The organism is Pectobacterium colocasium (assembly GCF_020181655.1).
Lineage (GTDB): Bacteria > Pseudomonadota > Gammaproteobacteria > Enterobacterales > Enterobacteriaceae > Pectobacterium > Pectobacterium colocasium.
In genome coordinates, this window is record NZ_CP084032.1 from 1,095,483 (window position 1) to 1,115,325 (window position 19,843).

The 19,843-nt window shown below is 53.9% G+C and carries 17 protein-coding genes; 7 read left to right on the forward strand and 10 right to left on the reverse strand.

Annotated elements, in window-relative coordinates; all coding sequences use genetic code 11:
- Positions 1–3: 3 nt before the first annotated feature.
- The 5 genes from LCF41_RS04905 to LCF41_RS04925 are packed head-to-tail and all read right to left on the reverse strand — an operon-like array spanning position 4 to position 6,530.
- A complete protein-coding gene (locus tag LCF41_RS04905; RefSeq protein WP_225087129.1) occupies positions 4–1,257 on the reverse strand; it encodes a M20 aminoacylase family protein in 1,254 nt (417 codons plus the stop codon).
- A complete protein-coding gene (locus LCF41_RS04910; RefSeq protein ID WP_225087130.1) occupies positions 1,250–2,971 on the reverse strand; it encodes an ABC transporter ATP-binding protein in 1,722 nt (573 codons plus the stop codon). The genes LCF41_RS04905 and LCF41_RS04910 overlap by 8 nt, the downstream gene beginning before the upstream one ends.
- The gene (locus LCF41_RS04915; protein WP_225087131.1) at positions 2,968–3,903 is read right to left on the reverse strand and encodes an ABC transporter permease; all 936 of its coding nucleotides are present in this window, start codon (positions 3,901–3,903) and stop codon (positions 2,968–2,970) included. The genes LCF41_RS04910 and LCF41_RS04915 overlap by 4 nt, the downstream gene beginning before the upstream one ends.
- A 1-nt stretch (position 3,904) precedes the next feature.
- Positions 3,905–4,891, reverse strand: coding sequence for an ABC transporter permease (locus LCF41_RS04920; protein WP_119888363.1), 987 nt, complete (start codon positions 4,889–4,891; stop codon positions 3,905–3,907).
- A 52-nt stretch (positions 4,892–4,943) separates the two neighbouring features.
- Positions 4,944–6,530, reverse strand: a complete 1,587-nt coding sequence (locus LCF41_RS04925; RefSeq protein WP_225087132.1) for an ABC transporter substrate-binding protein — start codon at positions 6,528–6,530, stop codon at positions 4,944–4,946.
- A 398-nt stretch (positions 6,531–6,928) separates the two neighbouring features.
- Between LCF41_RS04925 and LCF41_RS04930 the strand changes: the two genes are divergently transcribed.
- Positions 6,929–9,187, forward strand: coding sequence for a molybdopterin-dependent oxidoreductase (locus LCF41_RS04930; RefSeq protein ID WP_225087133.1), 2,259 nt, complete (start codon positions 6,929–6,931; stop codon positions 9,185–9,187).
- Between the two features lie 66 nt (positions 9,188–9,253).
- Positions 9,254–10,066 (forward strand): tRNA cyclic N6-threonylcarbamoyladenosine(37) synthase TcdA, encoded by an 813-nt coding sequence (gene tcdA, locus LCF41_RS04935; protein WP_180742162.1) that lies wholly within the window; start codon positions 9,254–9,256, stop codon positions 10,064–10,066.
- A 52-nt stretch (positions 10,067–10,118) separates the two neighbouring features.
- Here the strand turns inward: tcdA and csdE are convergent, their stop codons facing one another.
- Positions 10,119–10,574: a cysteine desulfurase sulfur acceptor subunit CsdE gene (csdE, locus tag LCF41_RS04940; protein WP_225087134.1), complete on the reverse strand. Its 456-nt coding sequence runs from the start codon at positions 10,572–10,574 to the stop codon at positions 10,119–10,121.
- Positions 10,575–10,577: 3 nt separating this feature from the next.
- Complete coding sequence (gene csdA / locus LCF41_RS04945) at positions 10,578–11,783, reverse strand: cysteine desulfurase CsdA (protein WP_225087135.1); 1,206 nt, start codon at positions 11,781–11,783, stop codon at positions 10,578–10,580.
- Between the two features lie 183 nt (positions 11,784–11,966).
- On the opposite strand from csdA, the gene LCF41_RS04950 reads away from it, so the two are divergent.
- From LCF41_RS04950 to rlmM, 4 genes are all read left to right on the forward strand, one after another.
- On the forward strand, positions 11,967–12,188 hold the full coding sequence (locus LCF41_RS04950; protein ID WP_005975888.1) for a YgdI/YgdR family lipoprotein: 222 nt from the start codon (positions 11,967–11,969) through the stop codon (positions 12,186–12,188).
- A 535-nt stretch (positions 12,189–12,723) separates the two neighbouring features.
- On the forward strand, positions 12,724–13,647 hold the full coding sequence (locus LCF41_RS04955) for a transcriptional regulator GcvA (RefSeq protein WP_180742166.1): 924 nt from the start codon (positions 12,724–12,726) through the stop codon (positions 13,645–13,647).
- 99 nt (positions 13,648–13,746) lie between these two features.
- The gene (locus LCF41_RS04960) at positions 13,747–14,142 is read left to right on the forward strand and encodes a DUF423 domain-containing protein (RefSeq protein ID WP_225087136.1); all 396 of its coding nucleotides are present in this window, start codon (positions 13,747–13,749) and stop codon (positions 14,140–14,142) included.
- The gene (gene rlmM / locus LCF41_RS04965) at positions 14,135–15,235 is read left to right on the forward strand and encodes a 23S rRNA (cytidine(2498)-2'-O)-methyltransferase RlmM (RefSeq protein ID WP_225087137.1); all 1,101 of its coding nucleotides are present in this window, start codon (positions 14,135–14,137) and stop codon (positions 15,233–15,235) included. Before LCF41_RS04960 ends, rlmM begins: the two co-directional genes overlap by 8 nt.
- A 346-nt stretch (positions 15,236–15,581) precedes the next feature.
- Here the strand turns inward: rlmM and xni are convergent, their stop codons facing one another.
- The 3 genes from xni to queF all read right to left on the reverse strand — a co-directional run bounded on the left by xni (position 15,582) and on the right by queF (position 18,955).
- Positions 15,582–16,352: a flap endonuclease Xni gene (gene xni / locus LCF41_RS04970; RefSeq protein WP_225087138.1), complete on the reverse strand. Its 771-nt coding sequence runs from the start codon at positions 16,350–16,352 to the stop codon at positions 15,582–15,584.
- A 72-nt stretch (positions 16,353–16,424) separates the two neighbouring features.
- Complete coding sequence (ppnN, locus tag LCF41_RS04975; protein ID WP_225087139.1) at positions 16,425–17,789, reverse strand: nucleotide 5'-monophosphate nucleosidase PpnN; 1,365 nt, start codon at positions 17,787–17,789, stop codon at positions 16,425–16,427.
- A 317-nt stretch (positions 17,790–18,106) separates the two neighbouring features.
- Complete coding sequence (gene queF, locus LCF41_RS04980) at positions 18,107–18,955, reverse strand: NADPH-dependent 7-cyano-7-deazaguanine reductase QueF (protein ID WP_225087140.1); 849 nt, start codon at positions 18,953–18,955, stop codon at positions 18,107–18,109.
- A 70-nt stretch (positions 18,956–19,025) separates the two neighbouring features.
- Between queF and syd the strand changes: the two genes are divergently transcribed.
- Positions 19,026–19,574, forward strand: coding sequence for a SecY-interacting protein (gene syd, locus LCF41_RS04985; RefSeq protein WP_225087141.1), 549 nt, complete (start codon positions 19,026–19,028; stop codon positions 19,572–19,574).
- The last annotated feature ends 269 nt before the right edge of the window (positions 19,575–19,843 follow it).

Sequence of the window (19,843 nt, forward strand, 5' to 3'; positions counted from 1 at the left end):
TCGCTAGGCCAGTTCTTGAAAACCCAACTCTTGATAAACCAATGTTGCCCAATAGCGGATGCCTAGTGGGATCAGCGCGTCATTAAAGTCGTAGTGCGGGGTATGCAGGTGATGCACGTTGGACGCCTTTTTGTCGTTGTTACCCAGCATCATGAATGCGCCCGGGCGCTGCTCCAGCATGTAGGCAAAATCTTCTGCACCCAGCAGCGGCGTCATCGCGGTGTCAACCTGTTCGCGTCCGACCACCTGCGCGGCGGCATTAACGGCTAACTGCGTGACATGCGTATCGTTAACCAGCGCGGGATATTGCCGTTCATAGTGCACGTCGGCCGTTGCACCAAAGCCTTGTGCGGTGCTGTGTGCCAGTTCTCGCAGGCGCGTTTCCAGTAGATCGCGAACGCTCGGTGAGTAGCTCCGTCCGGTTCCTTTAAGGATGACGCTATCGGGGATCACGTTTGGAGCATGGATATCGCCGCCCTGAATATGGCCGATGCTGAGCACCGCCGCATCCATCGCGGGGACGTTACGGCTAACGATGGTTTGCAGGCCAAGCATAAATTGTGCGGCGGGTAGCGTCGGGTCGATAGAAAGGTGGACGCCTGAACCGCCGTGTCCACCCGTGCCGTGAAACGTGACCTGCCAGGTATCGCTGGCTGCCAGCATTGGCCCGCTGCGAATCGCGAATTTTCCCACTTCGATACCGGGTTTGTTATGCAGACCAAAGAGTCGGTTGCAGGGGAACGCGGTCAGCAGGCCGTCATTGAGCATGGCAAGTCCGCCACCTAATCCTTCTTCCGCTGGCTGGAAAATAAAATGTACCGTTCCAGCAAAGTTGGGGTGCTGAGACAAATAGCGTGCGGCGCCCAGCAGCATGGTGGTGTGTCCATCATGTCCGCAGGCATGCATTTTCCCGGCATGCACCGATGCATAGGGCAGATCCGTTTTCTCATTGATATACAACGCGTCCATATCTGCCCGCAGGCCGATGCTGTCTCCACCGGGATAACGACCATGTAGTGTGGCGACCACGCCCGTTCCACCGATGCCCGTTGTGACGGCAAGCCCCCACTCCGTCAGCTTTTCTGCCACTAATTGCGCGGTGGCAAACTCTTCAAAGCCAATTTCTGGGTGTTGATGAATATGGTGACGAATCGCAATCAGCTCAGGTAAAAAATCCTGAATGACCAATTCCATCGCTGTTTGGTCAATAGCGGTTGGTGTCGGTGTATTCATCATGTGTTCTCTGTTCTTATCCATGCGCCTGTCTACTCATCGGCTGTGGAGGCACAAGCGCATCACGCTGCCCGCCGCCTGGGACGGCATCGATCAGCTTGCGGGTGTACGGGTGTTGTGGCTGATGCCAGATGCTGTGGTGATCGCCACTTTCCACACAGCGTCCGTTTTGCATGACCATGACCCGATCGGCGATATAACGCACCACGGCGAGATCGTGGGAAATAAACAGTAGCGACAGGCCCATTTCGTTTTTTAACTCAACCAACAGATTGAGGATCTGTGCCTGAATAGACACATCGAGTGCGGACACCGGTTCGTCGCAAATCACCAGTGAAGGGCGTACCACCAGTGCACGGGCAATGCCGATACGCTGGCGCTGTCCGCCGGAAAATTCATGGGGATAGCGGCTTAGGCTGCTTTGCGGCAGACCGACACGATCGATGATATTTTTGATTGCCTGCTGTCGCTGAGAACGATCGCCAAGGCCATGTACGATCAGCGGCGTTTCAAGAATATGCTGAATGCTGTGGCGTGGATTCAGCGAAGCGTACGGATCCTGAAAGATCATCTGCACCCGCTGACGTAACGCTTTCAGCCGTGATTCTTTTAGCGTGGTGATGTCTTGCCCATCGAACACGATCTGCCCGTGCGAAGGCGGTAGCAGGCGCAGAATGGTTTTGGACAGTGTGGATTTACCACAGCCGGATTCGCCCACCAGACCGAGGGTTTCTCCGGGTAAAATAGTCAGTGACACATCGTCAACGGCCAGCACTTTGCCCTGTGCTGTTGAATAGCGGGTATGAATATTTTTCAGCGAGAGCAGCGGCGGCTGGTTTGTATCGGTGGCACGGTGAATCAAGCTGGGCGGCGTCAGCAGCGTAAAACCTTCGTCCGTTGGCGCATGATGGATTTCCGCCAGCCGATGGGTACGGTAGTGCCTGTCCTGATCCATATGTAGCGATGTCGCTAACAGCCCGCGCGTATAGCTGTGTTTGGGGGAGAAGTGGTGTGTGGATGACTGAAACAGGTCAGCCGCTTGTGCTTCTTCTACCTTTTGTCCGGCATACATCACCGCCACGCGGTCGGCCCATTGCGCCACCAGCCCAAGGTCGTGGGTAATCAGCAGCAGGCTCATCGAGAATTCACGCCGCAGGTTATCCAGCAGCGCCAGAATCTGTGCCTGAATGGTAACGTCCAGCGCCGTGGTCGGCTCATCGGCAATCAGCAGACGCGGCCGGCACGCCACCGCCATGGCGATCATGACGCGCTGACGCTGTCCGCCAGAAAGGTTATGTGGATAGTCATCCACCCGGCGGGCGGGTTCTGGGATCTTGACCAGATCCAGCAATTCGATGGCGCGCGTCCGTGCCTGTGCAGGCGTCAGCGCTTCATGCAATCGCAGCGTTTCGCTAATTTGCTGCCCGATGGAAAGTACTGGATTGAGCGAGGTCATCGGTTCCTGAAAAATCATCGACAGCGCATTGCCACGCAGCTGGCGCATCTGCCGGTCTGGCAGGGTCAGCAGATCCTGTCCATCAAACAGGATGCGGCCGCTGATTGTTCCCGGTTCGGCGACCAGCCGCATCAGGGACAGCGCCGTCGCGGATTTACCGCAGCCGGATTCGCCGACCAGCGCCAGCGTTTCTCCGGCATTAATCGTCAGGTTTAGCCCTCGAACGGCTTGATGACCAGGAAAATTGACGTGTAAATCTTGAATATCGACCAGCGGCTTCATGCGCTTCTCCCCCGTAACCGTGGATTCAGTGCATCGTTCAATGCGTCGCCCACCAGATTCAATGACAGCACGGTTAAGACCAGTGCGGTGCCGGGCAAGGCGGTAAGAAACCAGGCGGTACGCAGCGATTCCCGGCCAGCGCCGATCATGCTGCCCCAGCTCACGCGGTTCGGATCGCCAAAGCCCAAGAAGGAGAGGGCGGATTCAATCAAAATGGCCGAGGCGACCATGACCGACGTGGTGACGATGATCGACGGCAGCGCGTTCGGCAGCATTTCCTGAAAGATGATACGCAGACTGGAAAATCCCTGACTGCGTGCGGCTAACACAAAATCGCTTTCGCGCAGGGAGCGAAATTCGGCCCGTACCAGACGGGCAATCGTTGGCCACGAGGCAATCCCGATAGCCAGTGAAATCAGCGTAACCGAAGGCGAACCGATGGCGACCAGCACCACGACCAGCAAAAAAGTCGGGAAGGTCTGGAACAGTTCGGTGATATGAACCAGCAGGTCATCAACCCGACCGCCAAAATAGCCCGCCAGTGCACCGACGACGGTGCCAATTAACAGGCTGACGATGACTGCCGAGAAACCGATCTGCAAGGAAACCTGTGAACCGTGGACGATGCCGGCGGCGACATCCCGGCCCATCGAATCGGTTCCTAAGGGGAAATCAGGGTTTTCGCCCGGCCACAAGAAAGGCTGAGCGACCATATCCAGCGGATCGCCGGGATAGAGCAACGGTGCGAAGGCGGCCATCAGAAATACCGTAATCAGCAACAGCAGGCCAGCCATCCCCGCGGGGTTGCGGATAAATGCACGCACCTCCGGCGACAGGCGGAAAGGCGTTTTTAACGGGCGAGTTGCCGCTGAGCTAACGCCATCCGCTGCGGCTTTCTTCGGGGTGAGATTTTCAGGAGAAAGGTGGTTCATATCAGCGTGCCTTAATTCGGGGATCGAGCCAGGATTGCAGTAAGTCCACCAGCACGTTAGCCAAAATGACTAAGAAGGCGGAAAGCAGCAGGACGCCTAACAAGACGTTGAAGTCACGTGCCATCACCGCTTCCAGCGCCAGACGGCCCAGTCCCGGCCAGCTAAAGACCGTCTCGACCACGGCTGCTCCACCCAGCAGATTGCCGAAGTGCATCCCCGCCACGGTAGTGATAGGCAGCAGCGCGCAGCGCAGAATGTGTCTGACGGTGACCCACAGCGGCGACAGCCCTTTGGCATGTGCGGTGCGCACGAAATCCTGCTGAGCGATTTCCAACATGGCCGCGCGGGTCAGACGGGCATAAATGGCAATAAAAAAGCTGCTCAGCGCCACGACCGGAAGGATGGCATGCTGCAACATATCCTTGAAATATGCCCAACCGGTCAGGCTCGCGCCGATGGTGATATTGCCGCCACTTGGCAGCCAATCAAGATGTACGGAAAACAGAATCAGCGTCATCAGGCCGATCCAGAATCCCGGCGTGGAGTAGAGCAGCAGCGCGATGAGGGAGAGCAAACGGTCGGGCCATTTACCTGCCCACACCGCCATGATCGTTCCCAGCGTTATACCGATGATGATGGCAAAAACCTGCGACAGCAGCATCAGGAATAGGGTGCCCGGCAACCGTGACAGGATCAGATCCATTACTGGCGCATTGTAGCGAGGCGAAAAGCCGAGGCTGAACTGCGCCAAATTGCCCAAATAAACAGAGAGCTGTTGCAGTATGGGTTGATCGAGACCGAATTGAGCGCGCAGGTGTGCCATCGTCGCTTCGGTTGCATTGCCTGACTCGCCGGCCAGCACATCAACGGCGTCTCCCGGCACCAACTGCAGCAGGAAAAACACCAGAATGACAATGCCAATGGCCGTTGGCAGCGCATGAAGCAGGGTTCGCCACAGTACGCGCCCGATTCGTTCTACTTTATTCATCACATACCTTCATGGGATTCCCCTGCCAGCGCAGGGGTATGCTGTATTACGATTACTGATCCAGCCACACGTCGGCCAGACTGCTGTTGACGCCCTGAATATCCGTGACGACGTTGTGCACGCGCTTGTTGTAAATCGTCTGGCGCTTAATCTGGAGCAGGTTCAAATCGGGAATATCCGTAGCGATGATGCGTTGGAACTGCTTGTACAAATCCACGCGTTTTTCAGGATTGGTTTCCACCGAGGCTTGCTCAAGCAGGCGGTCGACTTCCGGGTTGCTGTAATGTGAGCCGTTGCCGAAAGGCACGCCCGGTTGATAGGTTTTTGACCAGTACAGACGCTGTACACCTACGGCGGGATCGAACAGATTCGAGATGGAACCGTTGTTGAAATCAAAGTCGCGGTCGGTATAAACGCGCTTAACGAAGGTGGCGAAATCCTGTGAGCGAATGGTGACGTCGATGCCGACTTTGGCGAGTGACGATTTGAGGTATTCCGCTACGCGTTTGAAGCTATCACCATAGGGCATGAAGTCATGTACCAGCTTGAAGCGGATACCGTCTGCCTGACGCGGGAAGCCCGCTTCATCCAGCAGTTTGTTCGCTTTGGCAATATCGAAGCCATAAGGGGAGGGGGTCGCATCATGGAACTGCGCCAGCTCTGGCGTAATGGGTGTCGGTGAATTTACCGCGTATCCATACCACACCACGTTTTTCAACACATCAATATTGATGCTGTGCGCAATGGCCTGGCGAACCTTCAAATTCTTCAGGTAAGGGTTATCCAGATTGAACTCGATACGCGTTTGCGTTGGGCTATAACCGTAGCCGTTGGTTTCAATGCCTAGCTTGGGGTTTTTCTTGATGCGTTCAATTTCACTCAGCGGAACGGGAGAGTCGCTTCCCAGATCCAGCGCGCCGGTTTCAAGCGCAATGGTGCGAGTGGCTGCATCGGGAATGATTTTCACCACCAGTTTATCAACGTAAGGCTTGGGGCTATCCCAGTAGTTCGGGTTACGTTCATACAGGATATGGCTGCCACGAACCCATTCTTTGAAGACGAACGGACCGGTACCAATCGGTGCGGTATTGTGAGGATTCGACAGAATGTTTGTGCCTTCATATAAGTGTTTTGGCACGATAGGCGCTTCGTTGGCGGAGAACGCGCTCAGCAGATAAGGCGCGGGTTTTGACAGTTCAAGAATCGCGGTATACGGATCGGGGGTTTTCACTTCGGTGACGTTGGCAAACGTGCCCTGACCGCGTGAATTGTATTTTTTGACGGTCATAATGGAAAACGCGACGTCCGCAGAAGTGAAGTCTTGCCCATCATGCCATTTCACGCCTTTACGCAAATGGAACGTATATTGTTTGCCGTCCGGGCTAACTGACCAACTAGTTGCCAACTGCGGGGTCGGTTTCATATCGAAATCGTAATTCAACAAGCCTTCAATGACCTTGGCGTTGACCTTCATCACCGCGCCGCTGGTGCTAACCAGGCTGGTTAACACGGGCGGTTCAGGCTCGGCCAAAAAATTCAGCGTGCCGCCGCGCTTGGGCGTCAGGGTTTCCGCCTGTGCGGCAAGGCCGAATAACGAAGACGTCAGAATCAACGCTGATAAGAATAGATTTTTTTTCATATTTCCCATCCGTATGCAGAGGGCAACGGTGTGCTCCCCACTTTTATTTTTAATGGCGTGTTGTGAATGATGTGTTTGGGGTGACAACGCACCTTTCTCTGAGAGAGATAAAGGGGGTCAACATCGGGACAGTAATGAAATAACGTCATTACCGTTGCTGTGTGGCGTAATGGGTTTCATGCTGCGTTCCTGGTTTTAATAACGAAAAAATAATAAAACGGCCTGAACCACCTCTTTATTTTCTGGTTAAACCCTAGCCTAACGCGTGTTTTAAACGAACGTTTAAATATGGATAACTAATGCCGAATTACGCATAAGCTATTCACTCTTCTTGCTGTTGGGGGCGTCGGTAATTCAGGGTATTATCCACCCTGCTAATTACTTATCCTGAGGTTGTCATGGCGATTAAACGTTATCCACATCTTGCGCATTGGGGCGCGTTTACCGCTGTAGTTGAAGACGGCAGGTTGATTCGATGCGAGCCGTTTGCTGACGATCCGGCACCTTCCGCCATGCTCGATTCCATCGTGCCGCTGGTGTATTCCGACCGACGTATCCGTCGGCCTTCGGTGCGGCGTTCCTGGCTCCAGAAACGCGAAAATAGCGACAGAACTCTGCGCGGCAGAGAAGATTTTGTTGAAGTAGATTGGGACGTCGCGCTCGATCTGGTTGCGCAGGAGAATCGCCGTATTCGCGATCGCTACGGTGCGGATGGCCTGTTTGCCGGTTCCTACGGCTGGTCATCTGCCGGGCGCTATCACCATGCGCGTTCTCAGGTTCGGCGCTTCTATTTCTCCGGCGGCGGCGCGGTCGATCAGCAGGGGAATTACAGCTGGGGCGCAGCGCAGTTCTTCCTGCCGTACGTGATTGGCACCTTCCATCCGCTGACGGGCAAGGTGACGGAATGGCGCAGCGTCGCCGAGCACTGTGATATTTTCCTCGCGTTTGGTGGTCTGGCGCTGAAAAACGCGCAGGTGGCCTCCGGCGGTGCCGGGCACCACACCTTGAAGCCCGCGCTGGAAACGCTGGTGGCGAAAGGGATTCCGGTCATTAACATCAGCCCGATGCGCGATGACTGCCCTGAATTTGTGAATGCCGAGTGGATTCCAATCCGCCCGAATACCGATGTCGCTCTGATGCTGGCGCTGGGCTATGAAATTCAGCGTTTGGGCGCTGACGATAAGGATTTCCTGCAACGCTACTGTGTTGGTTACGAGCAGTTGAGCGACTACTTGCACGGTCGCGGCGACGGCGTGGTGAAAACGCCCGAATGGGCCAGCGACATCACTGGCATTCCCGCTGAACGTATTCGGCGTCTGGCGCAGCAGTTGATCGGTGTGCGCAGCTTTATTACCTGTTCTTATTCAGTGCAACGCGCGCACCGCGGCGAACAGCCGTATTGGATGATGATTGCGCTGTCTTCAATGTTGGGACAGGTGGGGTTGCCCGGCGGCGGATTCTCCTTCGGGCATGGTTCGATGAATAGCGTCGGCAACGAGCGTATTTCAACGCCAGCGCCCGCTTCGCCTTCCAGCCCGAATGCGGGGCGAGCGATCCCCGTGGCGCGCATCGCCGATATGCTATTGCATCCCGGCACGCCTTATACCTTCCAGGGCGAAACCCATACTTATCCCGATATTCATCTGATTCACTGGGCGGGCGGTAACCCATTCCATCATCACCAGCAGTTGAACCGTCTGGTAGACGGCTGGCGCAAACCGGATACGGTGATTGTGCAGGATATCGTCTGGACGCCAGCAGCGCAGATGGCGGATATCGTACTGCCCGTCACGACAACGCTGGAGCGTAATGATATCGGCGGGTCGTCTCGCGATCGCTTTATCTTTGCCATGCATCAGGCGATTGCGCCGCAGCATCAGGCGCGTAATGACGTGGATATTTTCAGCGAACTGGCCGAGCGTCTGGGTTATGGCGATGTGTTCACGCAAAATCGCAGTGAGCAGCAGTGGCTGGAACACCTGTATGAAGAATGCCGAGCAAGGCAGCGGGATGCCGCTGACAGCTGGCCGTCATTCGAGGATTTCTGGCAGCAGGGATATGTCGAAATCCCGATGGATGAAAAGCCGTTTGTGTTCTTTGAGGATTTCCGCCGCGATCCTCAGCAGCATGCGCTGAGTACGCCAAGCGGTAAAATTGAACTGTTCAGCTCGGCCATCGCCAGCTATGGTTATGCCGATTTTGCGCCGCACCCGGAATGGCAGCCTCCCGTTGAATGGCTGGGAGCCAAAAGCACGGAGGAATGGCCGCTGCACTTTATTTCCATTCAGCCGTCCGACCGTTTGCACAGCCAACTGGCAGCGACGCCGCAGGTTGCCGCGAATAAAACCGCAGGAAAAGAGACGCTGTACATGCACCCGCAGGATGCCGCCAAACGGGATATCGTCGACCGTTCGCAGGTGGAAGTCAGAAACGCGCGTGGTCGCATTCTGGCGGGCGTACAGATTACCGATGGCGTCACGCCGGGCGTGGTGATTATGTCCACCGGTGCCTGGTTTGAACCCGGCTTCGGTCAGAAAACGTGGTATCCGGTTGAGCAGTCTGGCAATGCGAATGTACTGACGCTGGATATCGGCACATCGCCGCTGACGCAGGGGCCGAATGCCATGAGCTGTTTGGTGGATGTGGTGCGGGTTTAGCGCTATCCTGAGCCGCTTTTTCGCTGTGTTATTTTCCTGTGATTTTGTTTTCGTAAGGTTGATTGAATGAGTACGCAATTATCCGAAGCCTATTTGCAACGCTTCGGCGGCACCGCACGGTTATATGGTCAACAGGCGCTGGCGCTGTTTTCTCAGGCTCACGTTTGTGTGATTGGCATTGGTGGTGTCGGTTCCTGGGCGGCTGAGGCGCTGGCGCGTACCGGCATCGGCGCGATTACGCTGATTGATATGGATGATGTGTGCGTCAGTAACACCAATCGACAGATCCACGCGCTGCGTCAGCACACTGGGCAGTCGAAGACGGAAGTGATGGCGGAACGTATTCTGGCGATCAACCCGGAATGTCGCGTCACCTGCGTGGATGATTTCATTAGCGCGGAAAACGTGGCCGAGCTGCTCGATAAAAACTTCAGCTATGTGATTGATGCCATCGACAGCGTACGCCCGAAGGCGGCGCTGCTCTCCTACTGTCGCCGCTATAAAATCCCGGTGGTGACAACCGGCGGTGCAGGTGGGCAGATCGATCCGACTCGGATTGAAGTGGTCGATCTGGCGAAAACGATTCAGGATCCGCTGGCTGCCAAGTTGCGCGAGCGGTTAAAGCACGATTTTAACGTGGTGAAGAACAGCAAGGGAAAGTTGGGTATCGACTGTGTGTTTTCCAGCGAGCCACTGGTTTATCCGCAGCCTGACGGTTCCGTTTGTGCATCGCGCAGCACGGCAGACGGCGTCATGCGTATGGATTGCGCATCAGGCTTTGGGGCCGCGACGATGGTCACCGCAACCTTCGGGTTTGTTGCGGTATCCCATGCGCTGAAGAAGATGATGGCGAAAAGGGAAAGGGCGTCTGCGACGTAACAGGTGTTTGTGACAAAATAAAGCCTGTGGTGCAGAAGTCGCGTGAATCTCGCTATTTTCCCGCTGCTTCGTGTTCTGCTATGTCCCTGATTCTGGCGGCCAGCGCCGCCAGCCCGCTTGAACGCGAAGCGCTGAGCTGCGCGCGCAGCCCCAACATATCGAACAGCGCCAGCGGATCGTGCTGCAATAGCGTTTCTGGCGTTTTTCCCTCAACGGCGGTTAGCAATACCGCCAGTAATCCCCGCACAATGCGCCCGTCGCTGTCGCCATAAAAATGCAGCCTGCCGTCTTCCTGACGCTGATAACCCAGCCAGACGCGATTTTCACAGCCGGATAATGAAATCTCGTCGGTTTTCAGCACCTCGGGCAGCGTTGGCAACGCCTTTGCCAATAAAATGAGCTGCCGATAGCGATCTTCCCACGCGCGGCAGGCATCGAATCGCGCCAGCAGGTCGGCGACGGTGGTGTGGTGGCCAAAAGGATGCGTGGTGTCAGTTGTCTGGGTCATGGTTTAGTCGATCAATAATTCAAGGGCGCTGCCCACTGCTGCGATCAGCGCAGCAACATCCTGTTGGTTGTTATAGGGGGCAAACGAGGCGCGGAGCGTGCCGCTGACGCCGAGCGCGTCCATCAGCGGCTGCGCACAGTGATGCCCAGCACGCAGTGCGATGCCGCTTTCAGCTAACAGCGTAACCAGATCGCTGTGGTGCACATCGGCAATATCAAAGGACAGCACGCTGGACTGCGGGCTACGGAAGCTGCGAAAGCCGGGGAACTGCGCTAAATACGTTTCGGCAAGCTGCGCTAACTGCTGGCTGTGCTGCTCTGCGGCGTGCCAGTCCAGCGTGGTCAGCCAGTCGAGTGCCGCAGACAGGCCAAGCACGCCGGCAATGTGTGGCGTTCCCGCCTCAAACCGCTGTGGAATCGCCTTGGGCTTGAAGCCGTCAAAGGACACCTGCGTCATCATTTTTCCGCCGCCTTGCCACGGCATCATGCTTTCCAGCAAGGCGGTTTTGCCGTACAGCACGCCAATCCCGGTTGGGGCATACAATTTGTGCCCGGAAAACGCATAGAAATCAATATCCAACGCCTGTACATCCGGCGGACAGTGAACAATGCCCTGCGCGCCATCAACCATCACTACCGCGCCATAACGGTGGGCCAGCGCAATCGCGCGCGCCAGATCGGGCTGTCCGCCCGTCACGTTTGACATTTGCCCCAGCGCCAGCAACCGGGTTTTGGGGGTAAGCAGCGTGGCTAGCTGCTCAACATCCGGTAAGAAGTCCGCGCCTATCGGTAACTTCACCACCTTTGCGCCGGTTTGCTGCGCCACCATTAGCCACGGAATGAGGTTAGCGTGATGCTCCGCCTCACTCACCACGATCTCATCGCCCGGTTGAAGGCGAGGACGGGCATAGCTCTGCGCAACCAGATTGATCGCTTCCGTCGTGCCTCTGGTCCAGACAATCGAACGCGGATCGTCCGCGTGGAGTAAGGTAGCGACTTGCTCTCGAGCGCCTTCAAAGCGCTGGGTCAACGCCTGCGCACCGCGATGCTGGCTGCGGTGCACCGTACCACTCTCACTGCAATAGAACGCTTGAACCGCATCAATGACAGCCTGTGGTTTCAGCGCGGTCGCGGCGCTATCAAGATACACCGTCGAATGCTGAAGAGCGGGAAACTGTTGGCGAAAGGTGGCGGGGTTAAACGGTGTCATGAGCATCCTCTTTTGGAGGGGCGATCCTGTCCCATTTTGTTGAGAGAGACAAGTTTAGGACTATGCCTAATGCGATTTTATGGAAAAAAAAGCAACTATTGCTACGCTTTAAAGTGTTAATTTTCAGGATTTCCTGATGAATAAGGTTAACTAGAAAACATTTAAATTCATTGAGGCTTAACTATGAAGAATAAAATTTCTATTTTTGCCGCTATCGTGATGGCGTTTTCTCTGGCAGCCTGTTCCAGTAATTACGTCATGCATACCAATGACGGGCGCACCATCGTTGCAGAGGGGAAACCGAAGGTTGATGATGAGACGGGTATGATCAGCTATACCGATGCCTACGGTCAGCAGCAGCAAATTAATCGCGATAATGTGAAAGAAATGGCGAAAGGGAAATAGTGCGGTTTGCCTATCATCCCGCGTTACCTGTTAAGCTGCGCAGACTCGCATCGGTTGTCATCGTTTCAGGTGTGAAACGCAGGCCAAAAAAAAAGCACCGCAATTTGCGGTGCTACACAAAAAATCACTTTGGACAGACAGGGTAAATGTACAGGAAGTGAATAGGGTAGACTCGCTACCACATCTGCAAAAGGCAGACAAACAAATAGCAAACACAACATCACAACCACAAGCCAAAAGCACCTCAGGTTACCCCTCCGCACTTTTCGTTCCGGCCCAGGAAGTTGCGCTAATATAGGTATTTGCTGGTACATCCTCAACGGACAAATTATAATGTCTCGGATTATAAAAACTAATAGTTGTACCCGTCATCTTTTCGTTGCAGAGAATCCGGCTATTGCCACTGGTATTAATCGCTTAGCCAGCTAATTGGCAGGCGATCTTGCCCTTTGTTGCCTTTCTGCATCTTAAGATTTAATGGGTATAAATGTGCCCGATAAACCGCTGATTTAGCGTAAACTAAAAGATTTCATTCATGTCAAAACGTCTCCCCCCGCTCAACGCATTGCGCGTTTTTGATGCGGCGGCTCGCCATTTAAGCTTTACCAAAGCGGCAGAAGAATTGTTTGTTACGCAGGCTGCCGTCAGCCACCAGATTAAATCATTGGAAGATTTTCTGGGGCTTAAATTGTTCCGCCGTCGTAATCGCTCTCTGCTGCTGACGGAAGAGGGGCAAAGTTACTATCTTGATATCAAAGAGATCTTCTCCTCTTTGAATGACGCAACCCGTAAGCTGCAATCCCGCAGTGCCAAAGGCGCGTTAACGGTCAGTCTGTTGCCCAGCTTTGCCATTCATTGGCTGGTACCGCGTCTGTCGAGCTTTAACTCCGACTATCCGGGGATTGATGTGCGTATTCAGGCGGTGGATCGCGATGAAGATCGTCTGGCGGATGACGTGGATGTCGCGATTTTCTACGGTCGCGGAAATTGGCCGGGGTTGCGGGTAGAAAAACTGTACGCGGAGTATCTTTTGCCGGTTTGTTCGCCAGCGTTGCTGACGGGGAATCACCCGTTAAAAACACCAGATGATTTGGTCGCACACACGCTGCTGCACGATGCGTCACGTCGTGACTGGTTGTCCTATACGCGTCAGCTTGGCGTGCAAATTAACGTGCAGCAGGGGCCGATTTTCAGCCATAGCGCCATGGTGTTGCAGGCGGCCATTCACGGGCAGGGCGTGGCGTTGGCGAATAATGTCATGGCACAAACGGAAATCGAAGCCGGGCGACTGGTGTGCCCATTTAACGATGTGCTGGTCAGCCGGAACGCTTTTTATCTGGTATGTCATGACAGTCAGGCAGAACTGGGTAAAATAGCCGCCTTTCGCCATTGGATTCTGGCGCGGGCCGCCAGTGAGCAGGAAAAGTTTCGTTTTCGCTATGACAACGGCACGCGCTGAGGCCGTGTGGCTGTCGAAGGTTGAGTGACCGAATAACTCACGTAGATAACTTATGCAGATAGCTACGATGATAGATAACAACGATTATAGGTAACTACGATGAATAGTCGTTTCATGCTGGTGTTTGCTGCTATCAGCGGCTTCACTTTTGTCGCGCTAGGCGCGTTTGGTTCCCATGTCCTCAGCAAAACGCTGGGCGCAACGGAACTGGGCTGGCTGCGTACCGGCCTTGAATATCAGGCATTTCACACGTTAGCGATTCTGGCGCTGGCGGTTGCGATGCAACAGCGAACCAATCTGTGGTTTTACTGGAGCAGCGTTTTTCTGGCGTTGGGAACGGTACTCTTCAGCGGAAGTTTGTACTGTCTGGCGCTTTCTCACCTGAAACTGTGGGTTTATGTGACGCCGATTGGTGGCACCTGTTTTCTGGTGGGATGGATATTATTATTGATTGGCGCACTGCGTCTGAAGAGAAAGGCTGAACGCCATGAATAAGGTCATTTTGTATTGTCGTCCCGGGTTTGAGAAAGAGTGTGCGGCGGAAATAACGGAAAAAGCCACGCAGCATAACGCCTTCGGCTTCGCGCGGGTAAAAGAAAACAGCGGTTACGTGGTGTTTGAATGCTATCAGCATGAAGATGCTGAGCGTTTGGTGAAAACACTGCCGTTTCATGAGCTGATTTTTGCCCGTCAGATGTTCGTAAGTGGTGAACTGCTGCGCGATTTGCCGCCGGAAGATCGCATCACGCCAATTGTCGGTATGTTGTCAGGGGCTATTGAACGGGCGGGAGAGCTGCGCGTTGAAGTTCCTGACACCAACGAAAGCAAAGAACTGATGAAGTTCTGCCGCAAATTCACCGTGCCGCTGCGTGCGGCACTGCGCGAACATAAAATTCTGTTGGGCTATGAAAAAGCGGATCGGCCGGTACTACATGTGCTGTTCATTGCGCCAGGCTGCTGCTATGTCGGCTATTCCTATAGCAATAACAATTCACCGTTTTATATGGGGATCCCACGGCTGAAATTCCCTTCTGATGCACCAAGCCGCTCGACGCTGAAACTGGAAGAAGCATTCCACGTTTTTATTCCTGCGGATGAGTGGGATGAGCGCTTGGGCAGCGGTATGTACGCGGTGGATTTAGGCGCGTGTCCCGGCGGCTGGACTTACCAACTGGTTAAACGCAGCATGATGGTTTATGCGGTAGACAATGGACCCATGGCACCGAGCCTGATGGAGACTGGGCAGGTGATGCACCATCAGGCGGACGGCTTCCGCTTTGAGCCACCGCGTAATAACGTGTACTGGCTGGTGTGCGACATGGTGGAAAAGCCGGCGAAGGTCACCAGCCTGATGAGTGATTGGCTGATCAAGGGTTGGTGTCGCGAGGCCATTTTCAACCTGAAACTGCCGATGAAGAAGCGCTATGAAGAGGTGTCGCAGAATCTGGCCGTGCTGCGTGAACGCCTGAGCGAAAATGGGATTAATGCTGAAGTGCATGCCAAGCATTTGTACCATGACCGCGAGGAAATCACCGTACACGTTCGTCGTTTCTGGAGCGCAGTGCCTGGCCGTCGCGACGAGCGGTAAAATAAGAGATATTGTGGATTTTGCTGTTATCCGGCGTAAAAAATTATGCTGAGGAAATAGTCGGCTTAGGATGAGCCGCAGGGATGCGGCGAAAGCTTGCGCCATGCTGGGAGCATGTCGCAAGCGGTCCGTTAAGCCAGATACCGACGAAGGCACCGCGTAGCGGCATAATTTAGCCAGAAGCCTGGGGTCATGGGGCGAGCGGCGTGTGAGCCGCCCCATGTCGGGCGCGTGCTACTGGGGTAGCATGAAAAATGATGGTATTATTGCGCGCGAAACCCTCTCCTAGTCTGCATAAAAAATGTGACTAAGAGACAGGTATTAATAGGGGCACATCGCCCGTCTCTTAATACGGTAGCCTCAACTGTTGCAGATTGCCATTAAGCGTTAAATCGGTACGCAGCATGGCCACCTGACGGCTGATTAGCGCCATGTCTTTATGCTGTTCCAGCTTCTTACGCCACTTTTCTGGCACGGCATCGAGTTGCTGATAAAGCGCCTCCAGGCTCCCTGCCTGTTGCAAAAGCTGTGCGGCGCTTTTGGGGCCAATACCTGCGACGCCCGGAATTTTACTGCTGCTAATGCCTGCCAGTCCCCAGTAGTCCGTAAGCTGTTGCGGTGACACACCAAACTCTTGTTCGATAAATGGCAGGTCCAGCCAGCGTTTCTGAAAGTAATCCCTGATCTGAATGTGTGGCGCTAATAGCTGACAGTACCCTTTATCGGTCGACACAATGGTTGTTTGATGACCCGCTGATGACAACTTGGTGGCTAGCGTGGCTGCCAGATCGTCGGCTTCATTGCCGGGACTATGCCAGCTTGCTACACCAACTTCGGCAAACGCTGCTTTAATCTGCGGGAGTTCTTGTTTCAGATTATCTGGCATTGGCGTGCGTCCTGCCTTGTAGTCAGGCAGGAGCTGATGGCGCCAACTGGTCACACGACCTTCATCATCAAACTCTTCATGATCAAAAACGGCAACAGCGTGCGTAGGCTGGCTGTGTTGTATGAGTTGCTGCAATGCATGTTGGCATGCTGTGATACAGGGAGAACCTTGTACCGCATGAATGCGACGTATCAGATTGAGCGCGTCAATAATCAACAAATGGACGGGCATCGCGTAATTCCTGATGTAATAAGCGGGGGAAGCTGGGCTCCCCCCACATAGGTACGACCGAGCGGTGAACCGTTAGGAGCAGATTTCGTAGCAGGGGATATAGGCGCTGCCGGGCAGCTTCATGCGCTGTTGTGCGACAAAGCCCTGTAACAGCGTATCCATGCTTTTCATCATCTGCGGGTCGCCATGAATTTTGTACGGCCCACGTTGTTCAATCGCCTGAATGCCGACTTCCTTCACATTACCGGCCACAATCCCGGAGAACGCCCGGCGTAGCGCGGCAGCCAGCTCTTCAGCTGGCTGATTCGGATGCAGGTTGAGATCGGCCATATTTTCATGTGTCGGCTCGAAGGGCAGTTGCAGATCGGGAGCGATGCGCAATGACCAGTTAAAGCTGTAGGCATCGCCCGTGTGGCGACGGCTTTCTTTCACCTGCGGCATCGCTTTCTTCATCTGGCGGGCGACTTCCGCAGCGTCATTAATGATGATCGAGTAGTAACGGCGAGCCTGACGACCCAGCGTGCCCACAATGAATTCGTCCAGCACGCGGAAATAGTCTGCGCTTTCTTCCGGCCCGGTCAGGATAATCGGCAACACTTGCTCGCTGTTTTCCGGGTTCATCATGATGCCCAGCAGATAGAGGAACTCTTCCGCCGTTCCGACCCCACCAGGGAAAATAATGATGCCGTGTCCGATACGGACAAAAGCTTCCAGACGCTTTTCTATGTCCGGCATGATGATCAGTTCATTGACCAGCGGATTCGGCGGTTCGGCCGCAATGATGGACGGCTCGGTCATACCAATGAAACGTCCTTCTTTATAGCGCTGCTGTGCGTGACCAACGGCGGCACCTTTCATTGGCGCTTCCATCGCACCAGGGCCGCAGCCCGTACAGATATTCAGTTCACGCAGGCCGAGCTGGCTGCCCACCTTACGCGCATACTGGTATTCGATTTCATTAATTGAGTGGCCACCCCAGCAAACCACCATGTTCGGCTCTTCCCCGACGTGGAGCGCCTTGGCATTACGCAGGATAGAGAACACCAGATTGGTGATATGGGAGGAATTTTCCAGATTCAGGTTCTGGTAGCGACCTGCGCTGGCGATTTGGCCGTTGACGAAAAGAATGTCGCGCAATACGGCGAACAGGTTAGCTTGCAAAGCGCGAATGATGTTGCCGTCAACGAAAGCATCTTCCGGCGGGTTCACCAATTCCAGTTTGACACCGCGCTCACGGCGCAGCACGTTGATATCAAAATCTTCATAACGAGACAGCAGTTCTTTACTGTTATCTGTCTGGCTACCGGAATTCAGTACGGCGAGGGAACAGTTGCGAAACAAACGGTAGAGATCGCTGCTGGCTGTGCTTTTCAGCATGTCCACTTCCAACTGCGATAACAAATCCATCGATCCCAATGGGCTGATATGTGTAATCAATTTTGCTCCTTGAAACGCAATATAATTCGCGATGCCATGCTGGCTGCTGAGAGCACGTTCCGTCGCTACACGCTCGACGTTTCAGCAACACGGCACGAATGTCATTCATTTTAGACGCGACGCGAAACGTCATACGTTAAATACCGCGAGCCTAAATGAAACCTACTTGAGTACCGTTCAGACGTTATGGATCTTTTGTTGTCTGGCACACCACCTTAACGCGCTGCCATCATTTTTTCCAATGTTGGCAGCAGTCTGTCGCCTAACTTGCGTGACGCTACGCATCTTACTGTACGAGCCTGTGATTTATCGGTCGGTTACTGGCGTGGCAGGCGTCCATTTGGCGCGTTAAACGGGGTGTTACTGCGCCACGGGTTGATATCCAGCCCGCCGCGTCGGGTATAGCGGGCATAAACGCTGAGTTTTTCCGGCTGGTAATAGCGCATGATGTCGTTAAAAATTCGTTCCACACACTGCTCATGAAATTCGTTATGATGACGAAACGAAACAATGTAGCGCAGCAGCGCTTCGCGGTTAATGCGTTTGCCGCGATAGTGGATCTGTACAGAGCCCCAGTCGGGCTGATGGGTGATCAAACAGTTGGATTTCAGCAGGTGGCTGACCAGTGTTTCTTCAACGACAGGTGCGTCCTGTTCGTTTGTCGCCAGATAGTCGGCGTTGAAATCGTAGCTGTCGATCTGAATGTCTTGATCGTCGATGCACTCGCCTGTGAATCCTGCTAGCGGCTGCCCTTCAAGCTCGCTGAGTTTGAAAAGCGTGATGCTGACATCCCCCTGAGCGCAGTGCGCCAGATCCTTGGCTAACGTTGCGCGTACGCTTTCCCAACTGTCGAATGTCGTCTGATTAAAGCTGTTCAGGTACAGCTTAAAACTTTTTGATTCAATCAGATTCAGGCTTTCCGCATTGAGATGCATTTCACCGACGGCCACCTGAGGCACGCCGCGGTTGTTCAGCCAGGAAAGCTCGTAGAGCGTCCAGATATCTGCGCCATGAAAAGGCAGGCTATCAGGATGAATACCCAGTGGATCGCGGTTCAGGCTACGTGGCACGGGTTGGAGAAGGGCGGCATCATAGCGATCGTGATAGGGAGTGGGTTTGCCCAGTGTCAGCCCGCTCAGGGCCTGATGCTTGTCATAAACGGACATGCTGTTACCTTGATGTGATAAGCGTGATGGCGAATAGTGTAACCTGACTAAAAGAGTGATGAGAAAAATTATGGAGCATGAGGTCGTTTCGGCACTGGCGGCGTTTACCCAGCGCTATGTTGACTGCTGGCAGCAGGAGAAGGGGCATTTACCCGCCAGTGAAGCCCTTTACGGCATACCTTCCCCGTGTATTGTCGAAAATCATGAAGATACGGTTTACTGGTCGCCGCAGCCTTTTGCTCCTTCAGCCGCATTGGATGGCGTGGAACGTGCACTGGAAATCAGCCTGCATCCTGATGTTCATGCTTTTTACACCGCGCAGTATGCTGGGGATATGGCGGCGCAGTTTGATTCGCTCTCCTGTCAACTGTTGCAGGTGTGGAGCGAGGAAGATTTCACCCGCATGCAGGAGAATCTGATTGGTCACTTGTTAACTCAGAAACGCCTTAAGCTGACGCCAACGCTGTTTTTAGCAACGACTGATTCTGAGATGACAATGGTGTCGTTGTGTAATATTTCTGGTGAAATCATCCTGGAAGAGTTCGGTACGAAAAAGCGTCAGATTTTAGCGCCGACGCTGACAGCGTTTCTTTCTAACCTGAACCCGTTAGCGGTCTAATGGTTAATCGAATTTCACTTTCGGCTTTGTGAGAGATCTCTTACATTTGCTGTAAGAAATGTCTTATCTTTAATGTTGAAAATATGTTTCATTTTTATTTTTCCATTATTAATTAGCAAATTACAATAAAAAATTACCGTGTCGCTTAAGGGATGTTGAGAAACATTGTCACTTCCCCCTTGCTGAAAGCTGACAATTAATACATCTTATTACTTAAGTTAGTAACCGGTTACAGTGTGTGTAATGGTGACTATCGGTAACAAAATAGT

Coding starts and splice junctions, on each gene's coding strand:
- csdA (WP_225087135.1), bottom strand. CDS start 11,783: ATGACACCGTTTAACCCCGCCACCTTTCGCCAACAGTTTCCCGCTCTT.
- LCF41_RS04915 (WP_225087131.1), bottom strand. CDS start 3,903: ATGAACCACCTTTCTCCTGAAAATCTCACCCCGAAGAAAGCCGCAGCG.
- LCF41_RS04905 (WP_225087129.1), bottom strand. CDS start 1,257: ATGGATAAGAACAGAGAACACATGATGAATACACCGACACCAACCGCT.
- csdE (WP_225087134.1), bottom strand. CDS start 10,574: ATGACCCAGACAACTGACACCACGCATCCTTTTGGCCACCACACCACC.
- xni (WP_225087138.1), bottom strand. CDS start 16,352: ATGCCCGTCCATTTGTTGATTATTGACGCGCTCAATCTGATACGTCGC.
- LCF41_RS04910 (WP_225087130.1), bottom strand. CDS start 2,971: ATGAAGCCGCTGGTCGATATTCAAGATTTACACGTCAATTTTCCTGGT.
- LCF41_RS04960 (WP_225087136.1), top strand. CDS start 13,747: ATGAATAGTCGTTTCATGCTGGTGTTTGCTGCTATCAGCGGCTTCACT.
- LCF41_RS04925 (WP_225087132.1), bottom strand. CDS start 6,530: ATGAAAAAAAATCTATTCTTATCAGCGTTGATTCTGACGTCTTCGTTA.
- rlmM (WP_225087137.1), top strand. CDS start 14,135: ATGAATAAGGTCATTTTGTATTGTCGTCCCGGGTTTGAGAAAGAGTGT.
- queF (WP_225087140.1), bottom strand. CDS start 18,955: ATGTCCGTTTATGACAAGCATCAGGCCCTGAGCGGGCTGACACTGGGC.
- LCF41_RS04950 (WP_005975888.1), top strand. CDS start 11,967: ATGAAGAATAAAATTTCTATTTTTGCCGCTATCGTGATGGCGTTTTCT.
- syd (WP_225087141.1), top strand. CDS start 19,026: ATGGAGCATGAGGTCGTTTCGGCACTGGCGGCGTTTACCCAGCGCTAT.
- tcdA (WP_180742162.1), top strand. CDS start 9,254: ATGAGTACGCAATTATCCGAAGCCTATTTGCAACGCTTCGGCGGCACC.
- LCF41_RS04930 (WP_225087133.1), top strand. CDS start 6,929: ATGGCGATTAAACGTTATCCACATCTTGCGCATTGGGGCGCGTTTACC.
- LCF41_RS04920 (WP_119888363.1), bottom strand. CDS start 4,891: ATGAATAAAGTAGAACGAATCGGGCGCGTACTGTGGCGAACCCTGCTT.
- LCF41_RS04955 (WP_180742166.1), top strand. CDS start 12,724: ATGTCAAAACGTCTCCCCCCGCTCAACGCATTGCGCGTTTTTGATGCG.